This window comes from Martelella limonii (genome assembly GCF_013344475.1).
Lineage (GTDB): Bacteria > Pseudomonadota > Alphaproteobacteria > Rhizobiales > Rhizobiaceae > Martelella > Martelella limonii.
Window position 1 is genome coordinate 427,473 of sequence record NZ_JABUOU010000001.1, and the last position, 12,234, is coordinate 439,706.

Here is a 12,234-nt window from a genome sequence, read left to right on the forward strand (position 1 = left end):
TCAGTCTTCCTTGCTGCGCCTGAATTCGCCGCTCTTGCCGCCGGACTTCTCGACAAGACGGATCGCGCCGATTTCCATATCGCGATCTGCTGCCTTCGCCATGTCATAGATCGTCAGGCAGGCGACCGACACGGCGGTCAGCGCCTCCATTTCGACACCGGTCTTGCCGGTCAGCGCAGCCGTCGCCTGAACCCTGAGGCCCGGAAGGGCGTGATCTGCAGCGATGTCGACCTTGACCTTCGTCAGCATCAGGGGGTGGCAGAGCGGAATGAGGTTCGACGTCTGCTTGGCGCCCATGATGCCGGCAATGCGGGCCACTGCAATCACATCGCCTTTCTTCGCGTTGCCGCTTTCGATCAGCGCCAGCGTTTCCGGCTTCATGCGGACATAGCCTTCGGCGGTGGCCGTGCGGTCAGTTTCGGCCTTGGCGCCGACATCCACCATCCGCGCCTCTCCGGCCTCGTCGATATGGGTCAGGCGATCGGGCTTGTCCGTCATCGGTTCGCCGCTGCCTCGCCGTTCAGAAGCATGCGGGTGGCGGCAGTGATATCGTCCTTGCGCATCAGGCTTTCGCCGACCAGGAAGGTCGAAATTCCGGCGCGTTGAAGCCGCAGGCAGTCCTCATGCACGAAAATGCCGCTCTCGCCGACGATCAGCCGGTCGTCGGGGATCATCGGCACAATCCGCTCGCTGTTCTCCAGCGAAACCTCGAATGTGCGCAGATTGCGGTTGTTGATGCCGAGGAGGGGCGAGGAGAGCTTGAGCGCCCGTTCGCATTCGGTTTCGTCATGCACCTCGATCAGCGCATCCATGCCGAGTTCGAAGGCGGTATCTTCCAGCAGCCGCGCCTCGTCATCGCTAAGGCTTGCCATGATGATCAGGATGCAATCTGCCCCCCAGGCCCGGGCCTCATAGACCTGATAGGGCTCGAACATGAAATCCTTGCGCAGCGCCGGAAGGGCGCAGGCGGCCTTGGCTTCAGCCAGATATTCCGGTGCGCCCTGAAAGCTCGGCGTATCGGTCAGCACGGAAAGGCAGGCAGCACCGCCTTCTTCATAGGCCTTCGCAAAGGCCGGCGGGTCGAAGTCCGGCCGGATCAGGCCTTTGGAGGGGCTTGCCTTCTTGATCTCGGCAATCAGGCCGAAACGGCCTTCATCCTTCCGGTCGAAGAGCGCCTTGGCGAAGCCGCGCGGCTTGTCGGTGTCTTCGATCCTTGCGCGCAGGTCCGCGAGCGATACCTTCGCCTTCGCCGCAGCGATTTCCTCGCGCTTATAGGCTTCGATCTTCGTCAGAATGTCGCTCATGCCCGTGATCCGTTGTCTGGCTTTCGGTTGGAGGCGGCGACCAGCCTGTCCAGCGCCACGGCGGCCCTGCCGCTTTCAAGCGCCTCGGTGGCGATCGCCATCCCGTCGGAGAGCGTGTCAGCCTTGCCTGCAACCACGAGGGCTGCGGCTGCGTTGCACAGCGCGATGTCGCGATAGGCGTTCTTCTCGCCGGAAAGCACCTTGCGCAAAGCCGCGGCATTGACCTTGCCGTCACCGCCGCGCAACGCGTCGAGATTGACCTTGGCAACGCCGAAATCGGAGGGCGACAGCGAGAATTCCCGAACCTTGCCATCGGCAAGCTCGGCCACCATCGTCTCGCCGGTGGTGGTGATCTCGTCGAGGCCCTGGCCGTGGACGACCCAGACCTTTTCGGAGCCGAGATCGCGCAGCACCTCTGCAAGCGGGCGCACCCATTCGGGTGAAAACACGCCAAGGAGCTGGCGGCGGACACCGGCCGGATTGGCAAGCGGGCCGAGCAGGTTGAAGATCGTGCGGGTGCCGAGCTCGACCCTGGAAGGGCCGACATGACGCATCGCCGCATGGTGTTTCTGGGCAAACATGAAGCCGATGCCGGCTTCTTCGAGGCAGGCTTCGATGACGTCTGGCGTAATGTCGAGTTCGACCCCGAGTTCGGAAAGGCTGTCGGCGGTGCCGGAGCGGGAGCTGAGCGCCCGGTTGCCGTGCTTTGCCACGGTCACGCCGGCGCCCGCCGTGATGATTGCCGCAAGGGTGGAGATGTTATAGGTGCCGGCGCCATCGCCGCCGGTGCCGACGATATCGATCGCGCCTGCCGGCGCGTTCACCGGCGTCATCTTGGCGCGCATGGTGGAAACCGCCCCGACGATCTCGTCCACTGTTTCGCCCTTGACGCGCAGCGCCATCAGGAACCCGCCGATCTGGGATGGGGTCGCTTCGCCCGACATCAGCAGATCGAAGGCCTGTCGCGCCTCGTCGCGGCTCAGCGAATTGCCGCCGGCGATCTTGGCAATGTAGGGCTTCAACTCGAACATGGTTTGCTCCTGCTGTCGGATGCGGCGGTCGGGCGGAAGATGCTCGCTCATTATTCAAGCCCACCTCATGCGCGCCCGATGGCTTGCACCAGGCGCGCCCGCGGCGCTCTAGCGCATGTTGACGGCTTGCTGGGCGAGCGTCTGGTTGATCGAAACGCCGTACTCGCTCTGCAGACGGTTGATCATCTCGTCGAGAATATCGTCGCCGGCATAGGCGGCAATCGCATTCACGGCCTGATCATCGCCGCTGGCGGCAAGCGTTCCAGTCGGGTTGACGACGGCGACAACCTTGAGGACGACCTGTTCGGCGCCGCTGTCACGCTGGGCGGTGGCGACGGTGCCGAGCGGACCGCTGAAGGCTGCGGCAACGGCTTCGCCGCCGAGCGCATCGTTCGGGGCCGTGCGGGTCACGGAGGTTACGCTGTTGACGTCGATCGCGAGATCATCGGCGATCTGCTGCATGCTTTCGCCGCCCTCGATGCGGATTTTCAGCTCGTCCGCCTTGTCGGCAAGCGCAACGCGCTGCTGCTCGGCCGCCCAATCGGTCTGAACCCTGCTGCGGACCTCGTCGAAAGTGCGGTCGCGGGCCGGGATGATGTCTTCGACCTCGTACCAGACGACGCCGCCATCGGAGAGATTGAGGGGAAGGTTCTCCACGCCGGTGTCGCTGTCGAAAGCAGCGCCTACAAGCTCGCTGCCGAGCGGCAGATCGGGGACGGGATTGCCGTTCTGGTCGTTGCCGCTGGCATCGATGGCATCGACGGTGACGGGCGTCAGGTTCAGCGAGGCGGCCGCATCGGCCATGGATGCGCCGCCCGCACGCTGATCTTCATACTGGTTCTCGACGTTGAGAATGTCGTTGGCCGCCTGCTGTTCGGCAAGCTCCTGACGGATGCGGTCCTTGACCTGATCGAACGGCGTGACCGTGGCCGGCTGGATCGCGGTTATGCGCAGGATCACGGGGCCGAAATTGCCCTGGATCACTTCGCTGGTGCCGCCTTCATTTTCAATTGCGAAGGCAGCCTCGTCGATGGTGGCGTCAGGGAACTGGCCCTTGCGGTAGATGCCGAGCGTGACATCGCCCGACGTTCTGCCCTGATCTGCGATCAGCTGATCGAAGGTCTTTGTGCCATCGGCAAGCGCCTGTGCAGCCTGTTCCGCCGTTGCCTGATCGGCAAAGGTGAGCTGCTGGATGCGGCGTTCCTCGGGGGTCGTGAAGCTTGCAATCCGGGCGTCGTAGTCTGCGCGCACCTCAGCGTCGGTGACGGCGGCGGGATCGGCGATGTCGGCCGGGTGCAGCGCCACATAGGAGAGCTTGCGGTATTCCGGCGCGCGGTAAGCCGTCTTGCGCTGCTCGAACCAGGGCTCCAGCACATCGTCTGCCGGCGACTTCACCGGATCGATGAAAGCATTGTTGATGACGATGTAATCCACGCCGCGCGACTGGTTGCGGTATTCGCTGATCGCATCGACAAGCGTCTTCGGCGGCACAAAGCCGTCTGCCATGCCATCGACGATCTGCGAGCGGACGGCAACCTTGCTGCGCTCGGCGACGTAATCATCTTCGTTGAGGCCGACATTGCGCAGAAGCGCGCTGAAGCGCTGCCGGTCGAATCGGCCATCGCTGTTCTGGAAGGCCGGGTCATTGGCGATGATCGTTGCAAGGCGGTCTTCGGAGAGGCCGAGATTCATGTCGTCGGCAAGCTGGTCGAGCGAGGCGCCGGCAACGAGCTGGGCGTTGACCTGCTGGTCGACGCCGATCATGCGGGCTTCCTCGCCGGTCAGGCGGCGGCCGAACTGGTTGCTGAGGCTGTCGAGCTGGCGCTGGTAGGCGAGGCGGTATTCGTTCGCCGAAACCGTCTTGTCGCCAACGCGCACCACCACATCCGAACTGCCGGAAAGAAATGCGCTGGAGGCGCCCCAAATCCCGAAGGAGATGATCAGCAGAATCAGGAGGAGTTTCGCGACCCAGGTCTGGGCGCCTTTGCGCATTGTCTCAAGCATTCTCTAGCAGTCCCTGTTTGCCGAACCTTCGGTTTTGTGACGCTTCATAGACGAAGATGCAACCGAATTGAAGCCGCAGCCTCTCAAAGGCCCGCAACAGGCCATGCTAACGCTTCATTAACCATAAAAATTAGCCATATCTGCAGATTGTCCGGCGGCAACCTATTCTTAAGTTACTGCGGCCAGAATCAACCTCAGATTCCGGCGTCATCCGCGTCTCGAATCCTTCTATCGGTTGGCGCAAGGGCAATGTCATGAGTGTTTTGAGTTTCCGGCGGGCGAGGGCGATCTTTCTGAGCTCGTCTGCATTGGTCATGGCCTCGGGCATGCCGGTCCTCGCTGCGGATTTTCAGTGGACGGGCGCCACCTCTACCAACTGGTACACCACCACCAACTGGACCGTGAACGGTGCCACGCCGGCGCTTCCGCCGAAGTCGGGCGACAACGTCACCATCAACACGCTGAACAATGCGCCTGTGCTGCAGGTCGGCATCGGCACGGAATATACCAACAATCTCATCGTCGGGAATACGGCGTCAGGGCTGCTGACTGCCAATGCGACGGTCAGCGGCGAATTCATCACGATCGGCGCCGCGTCCGGCGGCAATGGCACGGTGAATGTCCAGGGCTCGGGCGGCGCGATCCAGTTCGACCGTATGATCACGGTCGGCGGCGCCGGCAGCGGCACGCTGACGATGAGCGGGGGCGCCCAGGGCCAGGCAGGCGCGATCGTCGTCGGCAACGCCACAAGCGGCCAGGGCACCCTGATGCTGCAGGGTGCCGGAACGCAGCTCAGAACCTATGGCACCGGCGACAACAGCGTCGTGATCGGCAACCAGGGCGCGGGCATTCTGTCCGTCATGGGCGGCGCCAAGTTTGAATCGAACCAGACCATCATCGGCAAGGCTGCGGACGGAGCTGGCGTTGTTGTCATCGCGGGCGCAGGCTCGGAATGGAACGGTTACGGAGATCTGACGGTCGGTCTTTCCGGCGGTGGCCTCGTCAACGTCAGCGATGGCGGCCATGCGATCAGCGGATCGCTGAGCATCGCGCAGAATTCCGGTTCCGTCGGCAGCGTCGCTCTCGTCACCGGCGCCGGTTCGCTCTGGAACGTCTATAACGATGTTGCCATCGGCGGCAATGTGAGTGGCGGCGGCTCGGGCGGCGCAGGCCAGCTTTCGGTGCTCGACGGCGCGACCATGACGGCGAGCAACATGACGGTCGGCTATGTGACCGACAGCCAGGGTGCTGCCGAAATCGATGGAGCGGGCAGCCAGCTGCAGCTCACCGGCGCCCTGAAGGTCGGCAATTCGGGTGCGGGTGTCGTTGCCGTGACCGGTGGCGCAACGGTGACGGCAGATTATGCGATGGTCGGCGTCAATGCCGCCGGCGTCGGTGTGCTCGGGATCGGCGGCAGCGGCTCCAGCATGACCCTGACCAACCGCATGACGGTCGGCGCCAAGGGCGATGGCTTGCTCGGCCTGTTTGACGGCGGTCTGCTCACCAGCAATGGCGGCGTGATCGGGCGTGATGCCGATAGCGCCGGTGTGGTCAGTGTTGCCGGTGCAAGCGTCTGGGACAATGGATCGAACCTGACCGTCGGACAGGATGGCGACGCTGCGCTGGTGATCGCCAGCGGCGGCATCGTCAAGAACCACACCACCGTCATCGCTTCCTCTGCGACCGCCGTCGGTGCTGTTTCCGTGAGCGGCACCGGCTCCACCTGGACCGTTGACGGCGGCATAACCGTTGGCGCGCAGGGTTTCGGCGCCTTTTCAGTGGCCGATGGCGCATCGGTCACAAGCACGGCCAGCGTGATTGCGCAATCGGCAGGCTCGGTGGGTGTCGCGGATGTGGATGGCGGCCTCTGGACCATCGACGGCGACCTGGTTGCCGGCGAATCGGGAGCGGGCTTGATCGGACTTGCCAATGGCGGCGTGCTCTCGGCCGAAAGCCTGACGCTTGCCGAAAATGCAGGCTCTGTCGGCATCCTCGTCATCGGCACGGCACCGGGCGGCACCGCGGTGCGCGCGCCGGGAACGCTTTCGGCTCCCACCGTCGCCTTCGGCAGCGGCAATGCGCAACTTATCTTCAATCACACGAGTTCGGACTACGTCTTCGCGCCCGTCATCTCCGGAACGGGCCTGATTTCGGCCTTGAACGGCACAACGATCCTGACCGCCGACAACACCAATCTCGGGCTGACCACGATCGCCAGCGGCGCGGAAATCCAGGTGGGCGCCGGCGGCACCAGCGGCGCGCTCGGCGGCAATGCCGAAATCGAGGCCGGTGGCGCGCTGAGCTTTGCCCGCTCCGACGACATCACGTTCCGCGGCACGCTTGCAGGCGGTGGCGTTGTGGCGCAGAAGGGGCCGGGAGAACTGAGACTTGCCGCCGACAGTCCGAATTTCACGGGCTCGGTCGAGGCCATTGGCGGTTCGGTGGATATCGATGCCGATCTGCGCGGCGCAACGGCCGAGGTCGGGACCGGCGCGACCCTCGGCGGCTCGGGCATGATCGGCGACACCCATGTCAGCCGCGGCGGTACGTTCCGCGCTGGCGATGACAGCGGACCCATTACCGTCGATGGCGATCTCGATTTCGATCAGGGCGCGACCTATGTGGCTGTGATCAATGTCGATCAACAACCTGCCATCGTGAACGGGACGGTTGCCTTTGACGATACAACGGTCGGCCTCGAGTTCGATGAGGGCGGCACGCTGAAGCAGGACTATACGCTGCTGCTCGCCGGCGATATCACCGGTACCTTCGATGCCTCGGTCGATACGCTGCCGTCTCAGTTTCGCGGCACCGTCAGCGAACAGGGCAATGCCCTGAAGCTCGATCTCGCTTATGTGGGCGGCAATTTCAGCTTTTCGGAACTCGGGCGGAGCGTGAACACGCAACTCGTCAAGGCATTCAATGACGGCGTGCCGCTGCAAGGCACGCTTGCCGCAGGCATGCTGCAGAGCGGAACCGCCTATGAAGCGGCGATGACGACGCTCGGGGGCGAACTGGGCGTGAATGCCACCATGAGCGCAACGCTTGGCATGGACAGTTTCCTGCGGCGCTCCTCCAATCCCAACCGGCTTCTTGCCGGCTGGCGTCCGGTCGAGCAAGGGTCCAGCGATGACAGCGTCGGCAATGCGCCCTCCACGACCTCGGGGCTTGCCTATTGGGCCGTAAGCGGCCGCGATCTTTATGGCAATGCGGCGGGCGATCCGCGCTGGGACTGGTCGCAGGCCAGGCGTCAGCCGTTTTATGGACCGTTCAATCCGGCCGGCACTGCGTGGCTCGAATATAATGGCGGCGTTTCCAGCGTGAAGGGCGATGCCCAGGCCGGCAATTCCGGCGCCGATATCGACAGCAACATGGTCGAGGGCGGCTATCTGGCGCGGCTCGACGATGCCAACGCGATCGGCATCATCTTCGGCGGCGGGATGTCCACCTACAAGCAGACAGACCAGGCCGGCAAGGCCGACACGCAGAGCTTCCATGCGGCAGTCAATGGCGTCACCCAGTCGAAGGAAGGCTTCTACGCAACCGGCGTCGTCGGCGGAGGCGTCGACAGCATCGATACGGAGCGAACGGTGGCGTTCGGCAATGCCATCGACATGCTGCGCGGCTCCTATTCGGCAATGAGCGTTGGCGGGCGCATCGAGGCCGGTGGACGTCTGGTCCAGGGCAACGTCGCCATCATTCCCTTCGCCGCTGCGAGCGCGGTCTATACCCATGCGCCGGATTACAGCGAGGAGGTTGCGTCAGGTCTCGGCACATCGGCGCTCGCCTATTCGGATGTCGGGCTCTTTCGGGGAACGGTCGAGGCCGGGATCGGCTTCGATACGGCAGCCGGCGAAATCGCGCAGCGCTTCGCCGTCAACGGCCGGGTCTCCTACCTCTATCGCTATGGCGGTGGCGGCGATGCGGGGGCAAGCTTCCTGGCGCTTCCGGGGTACGGCTTCTCGATCTCCAGCAACGCGCCGACGGGAAGCGCTGTCGCCGCCAATGTCGCGGCGAAGATCCAGCTCACGCCCCAGGCCGATCTGAGCATCGGTGCCTATGGCGAATGGGGTGCGGACTACTCGGCGCTGATTGCGTCCGCCAAGCTTAGATATACCTGGTAAGCCGCACGATCGCAGCGCCTCCTTGAGGAGGGCACATTTCTGTGCCATCAAGAGCGCCGAAAAGGAGGGGCCATGTCTCTTTCACTCCGTCCTCTCGACCATCTCGTTTTGCCGGTCGTTGATCTTTCGACCGCGCGGCTCAGGCTTTCAGCGCTCGGCTTCGCCGTGGCGCCGGAGGCGCGCCATCCGTTCGGCACGGCCAATGCCTGCATCTATTTCGCCGATTCGACCTATCTCGAGCCGATCGCGATCGCCGACCGGCAGCTCTATGAGCAGAGCCTTGCCACGGCCGAGTTCGTGCGGCGCGACCGGGCCTTCCGCTTCCTGAACGGCGACGACGGATTGTCGGCCTTCGTCTTCAAGAGCGCGGACGCTGCGCGTGACCATGATGAATTTGCAAGGGCTGGTCTTGCCGCCGGCGATCTTTTCAGCTTTTCGCGGCCCTTCATGAAGGCCGACGGGAGCGAGGCGACGGCGGGTTTCCGCCTTGCCTTTGCCGCCGACCTGCGCGCGCCGGACCTTTTCTTCTTTACCTGCGAACGTCTTCAGCCGCTTGCCCCCGATGCAAGCCTGATCGGGCATCAGAACGGCGTCACGGGCGTTTCGGAGCTGCTGCTTTGCGAGGACAATCCCATGGATTTCGAGCCGCTGCTGCAGATGCTGAGCGGTGCCGGCGAAGCTGTCATCCATCCGGAAGGCTTTACCGCCAGCCTGCCTTCGACCGCGCTTTCCGTTTTCACACATGCTCATCTGCAATCGCGCTACGGCATTGAACGCAAGAGCCATCGGCGCGGGCTTTCCGCCGCCGCGATCATTTTCGAAACCGCAGATCTTTCAAATCTCTCCGATATTCTTCAGGCCAATGAGATCGCCGCGACAGAGGCGGAGGGCAGCATTGTCGTGCCGCCCGCGCCCGGCCAGGGCGTGACCTTCATATTCAGGGAAAACTAGCATGACCGAGAAAACCGTAACAGCCGGCGAAGGCGACAAGGCCGTCAGCTTTTCCAACAGCGGAAAACTGTCGTTGATTGCCGGACCGTGCCAGATGGAAAGCCGAGATCATGCCTTCATGATGGCGGGGAAGCTTTCCGAAATCTGCGCCGATGCCGGGATCGGCCTCGTTTACAAGTCCTCCTTCGACAAGGCCAATCGCACTTCGCTCAAGGCAGAGCGCGGCATGGGCATCGATAAGTCGCTCGAGGTGTTTGCAGACCTCAAGAAGGAATTCGGCTTCCCGGTGCTGACCGACATTCACACGGAAGAACAATGCGCCGAAGTGGCGACGGTCGTCGATGTTCTCCAGATCCCGGCGTTCCTGTCGCGCCAGACCGACCTTCTGGTCGCCGCCGCCAAGACCGGCCGTGTCATCAATGTGAAGAAGGGCCAGTTCCTGGCGCCCTGGGACATGCGAAACGTGCTGGCAAAGCTTGTCGACAGCGGCAATGACAATGTCCTGCTCTGCGAGCGCGGCGCCTCTTTCGGCTACAATACGCTGGTCTCCGACATGCGTGCGCTGCCGATCATGGCGTCAACCGGCGCGCCGGTGATCTTCGATGCCACCCATTCCGTTCAGCAACCGGGCGGGCAGGGCGGTTCGACCGGCGGTCAGCGCGAATTCGTCGAGACGCTGGCAAGGGCTGCGGTCGCGGTCGGCGTGGCGGGCGTGTTCATCGAGACCCACGAGGATCCGGACAATGCGCCCTCCGACGGCCCCAACATGGTGCCGCTCGGCGAGATGCCGCGCCTTCTGGAAAAGCTTCTTGCTTTTGACGCGGTTGCAAAGGGAAGGTAAGCTCAATCATGGTCCGGCGGCTCGCCGATATTTAGGGGCAAGGCGTCAAAATTTCTTCATTCGTCATAGTGCTGGAACACGAACTGCATTAAGCAGAACTCCGGCGATCTGTGCCGCCCGCCCAAGGGGTGAACGGATCGCTCAGAACCAGCGCTCAGGCGTGGTCGTTTCAATTTTTGTAGCAAGGTCGACAGGTAGACAGACATGACGACAATCACCGACATTCTCGCCCGTGAAATCCTCGACAGCCGTGGCAATCCCACGGTCGAGGTCGATGTGTTTCTGGAAGACGGCACGATCGGCCGCGCCGCCGTTCCCTCCGGCGCCTCCACCGGCGCGCACGAGGCCGTTGAACTGCGCGACGGTGGCGAACGCTACCTCGGCAAGGGCGTCGAGAAGGCTGTCGATGCCGTCAACAACGACATCCTCGAGGCGATCGTCGGCCTCGACGCCGAAAACCAGATGGAAATCGATCAGACCATGATCGAGCTTGACGGCACCCACAACAAGGGTCGCCTCGGCGCCAATGCCATCCTCGGCGTATCGCTGGCAACCGCCAAGGCCGCCGCGACCGCCTGCGGCCTGCCGCTCTACCGCTATGTCGGCGGCGCATTCGCGCACTCGCTTCCGGTTCCGATGATGAACATCATCAATGGTGGCGAGCATGCCGACAATCCGATCGACTTCCAGGAATTCATGATCATGCCGATCGGCGCCGACACGATGCGCGATGCCGTGCGCATGGGGTCGGAAATCTTCCACACGCTGAAGAAGGAACTCTCCGCCGGCGGTTACAACACCGCGATCGGTGACGAGGGCGGTTTCGCGCCGGCGCTTCCGAGCACCACGTCTGCACTCGACATCATCATGAAGTCGATCGAAAAGGCCGGCTACAAGCCGGGTGACGATGTTTACCTTGCCATGGATGCGGCCTCGACCGAATTCTACAAGGACGGCAAGTATGTGATGGAAGGCGAGGGCAAGACGCTCTCCTCCGGCGAGATGGCGCATTACCTCGCCGACCTCATCGGCAAGTACCCGATCTTCTCGATCGAGGACGGCCTTGCCGAAGACGACTGGGATGGCTGGAAGGAACTGACTGCGCTGATCGGCAGCAAGTGCCAGCTCGTCGGCGACGACCTGTTCGTCACCAACACCAAGCGCCTGAAGGACGGCATCAAGATGGGTGTGGCCAACTCGCTGCTGGTCAAGGTCAACCAGATCGGCTCGCTGACGGAAACGCTCGACGCCGTCGAGACCGCCCACAAGGCCGGCTACACCTGCGTGATGTCGCACCGCTCCGGCGAAACCGAAGACTCGACCATCGCCGATCTCGCGGTTGCCACCAATTGCGGACAGATCAAGACCGGCTCGCTGTCGCGTTCGGACCGGCTTGCCAAGTACAACCAGCTCATCCGCATCGAGGAAGAACTCGGCGATCAGGCCGTCTATGCCGGCCGTTCGATCCTGAAGGGCTGATTGCGGGCCAAACTGGGTTGGCATCTTGATTGAGACCTTGAAAGCCCGCGGCTTGCGTCGCGGGCTTTCGGCGTTCTCGGGCCGGGGATTTAGCCTTGGTTAAGGTTCCTGAGCTAATTTGCATATAGTGTATTGCGTACCCCCGGACAGCTTCATGTGGACCCGACATCATAAATCCCGGATATATGGCCGTCTGGTCGTGCCCGCGATTGCCGCCTGCTTTATGAGCTACTTCATCTATCATTCGATCCATGGGGACTACGGCCTGATCGCCGGTGAGCGCTTCGAGCAGCACAAGGCGCTCAATGAACGCAAGCTTCAGAAGCTGGTCGCCGAGCGCGAGGAAATGGAGCGCCACGTCAAGATGCTGTCCGACGGGTCGCTCATGAAGGATGCGATCGACGAGCAGGCGCGCTATGCCCTGAACCTGCTGCGGCCGGACGAAATCGTGATTTTCGAGCGTCACCTCCAATAAACCGAAATCTAGTTAATTCGAACTT

General features: G+C 62.9%; 9 protein-coding genes. 5 read left to right on the top strand and 4 right to left on the bottom strand.

From position 1 onward, the window contains the following. The 4 genes from moaC to HPQ62_RS02055 all read right to left on the bottom strand — a co-directional run bounded on the left by moaC (position 1) and on the right by HPQ62_RS02055 (position 4,339). Positions 1-498: a cyclic pyranopterin monophosphate synthase MoaC gene (gene moaC, locus HPQ62_RS02040; protein WP_174800835.1), complete on the bottom strand. Its 498-nt coding sequence runs from the start codon at positions 496-498 to the stop codon at positions 1-3. Then, entirely contained in the window at positions 495-1,304 is an 810-nt protein-coding gene (gene trpC, locus HPQ62_RS02045) for an indole-3-glycerol phosphate synthase TrpC (RefSeq protein ID WP_174800836.1), read from the bottom strand. Before trpC ends, moaC begins: the two co-directional genes overlap by 4 nt. After that, positions 1,301-2,335: an anthranilate phosphoribosyltransferase gene (trpD, locus tag HPQ62_RS02050; protein ID WP_174801410.1), complete on the bottom strand. Its 1,035-nt coding sequence runs from the start codon at positions 2,333-2,335 to the stop codon at positions 1,301-1,303. The genes trpC and trpD overlap by 4 nt, the downstream gene beginning before the upstream one ends. 108 nt (positions 2,336-2,443) lie before the next feature. Continuing rightward, positions 2,444-4,339 carry a SurA N-terminal domain-containing protein gene (locus tag HPQ62_RS02055; protein ID WP_174800837.1) on the bottom strand — a complete coding sequence of 632 codons (1,896 nt, stop codon included), beginning with the start codon at positions 4,337-4,339 and terminating at the stop codon, positions 2,444-2,446. Positions 4,340-4,593: 254 nt separating this feature from the next. On the opposite strand from HPQ62_RS02055, the gene HPQ62_RS02060 reads away from it, so the two are divergent. The 5 genes from HPQ62_RS02060 (at position 4,594) to HPQ62_RS02080 (ending at position 12,209) form a co-directional block, all read left to right on the top strand. Then, complete coding sequence (locus HPQ62_RS02060) at positions 4,594-8,463, top strand: autotransporter domain-containing protein (protein ID WP_174800838.1); 3,870 nt, start codon at positions 4,594-4,596, stop codon at positions 8,461-8,463. Positions 8,464-8,535: 72 nt separating this feature from the next. After that, positions 8,536-9,414, top strand: a complete 879-nt coding sequence (locus HPQ62_RS02065; RefSeq protein WP_174800839.1) for a VOC family protein — start codon at positions 8,536-8,538, stop codon at positions 9,412-9,414. Between the two features lies 1 nt (position 9,415). Further along, positions 9,416-10,255 carry a 3-deoxy-8-phosphooctulonate synthase gene (kdsA, locus tag HPQ62_RS02070; protein ID WP_174800840.1) on the top strand — a complete coding sequence of 280 codons (840 nt, stop codon included), beginning with the start codon at positions 9,416-9,418 and terminating at the stop codon, positions 10,253-10,255. Between the two features lie 204 nt (positions 10,256-10,459). Continuing rightward, positions 10,460-11,734, top strand: coding sequence for a phosphopyruvate hydratase (eno, locus tag HPQ62_RS02075; RefSeq protein ID WP_174800841.1), 1,275 nt, complete (start codon positions 10,460-10,462; stop codon positions 11,732-11,734). Between the two features lie 154 nt (positions 11,735-11,888). Beyond that, complete coding sequence (locus HPQ62_RS02080) at positions 11,889-12,209, top strand: FtsB family cell division protein (RefSeq protein ID WP_174800842.1); 321 nt, start codon at positions 11,889-11,891, stop codon at positions 12,207-12,209. Positions 12,210-12,234 lie beyond the last annotated feature (25 nt).

What these genes read in the sequence shown, in the direction of transcription:
- moaC (WP_174800835.1), bottom strand. Translation starts at nt 498, where the DNA reads ATGACGGACAAGCCCGATCGCCTGACCCATATCGACGAGGCCGGAGAG.
- trpC (WP_174800836.1), bottom strand. Translation starts at nt 1,304, where the DNA reads ATGAGCGACATTCTGACGAAGATCGAAGCCTATAAGCGCGAGGAAATC.
- trpD (WP_174801410.1), bottom strand. Translation starts at nt 2,335, where the DNA reads ATGTTCGAGTTGAAGCCCTACATTGCCAAGATCGCCGGCGGCAATTCG.
- HPQ62_RS02055 (WP_174800837.1), bottom strand. Translation starts at nt 4,339, where the DNA reads ATGCTTGAGACAATGCGCAAAGGCGCCCAGACCTGGGTCGCGAAACTC.
- HPQ62_RS02060 (WP_174800838.1), top strand. Translation starts at nt 4,594, where the DNA reads ATGAGTGTTTTGAGTTTCCGGCGGGCGAGGGCGATCTTTCTGAGCTCG.
- HPQ62_RS02065 (WP_174800839.1), top strand. Translation starts at nt 8,536, where the DNA reads ATGTCTCTTTCACTCCGTCCTCTCGACCATCTCGTTTTGCCGGTCGTT.
- kdsA (WP_174800840.1), top strand. Translation starts at nt 9,416, where the DNA reads ATGACCGAGAAAACCGTAACAGCCGGCGAAGGCGACAAGGCCGTCAGC.
- eno (WP_174800841.1), top strand. Translation starts at nt 10,460, where the DNA reads ATGACGACAATCACCGACATTCTCGCCCGTGAAATCCTCGACAGCCGT.
- HPQ62_RS02080 (WP_174800842.1), top strand. Translation starts at nt 11,889, where the DNA reads ATGTGGACCCGACATCATAAATCCCGGATATATGGCCGTCTGGTCGTG.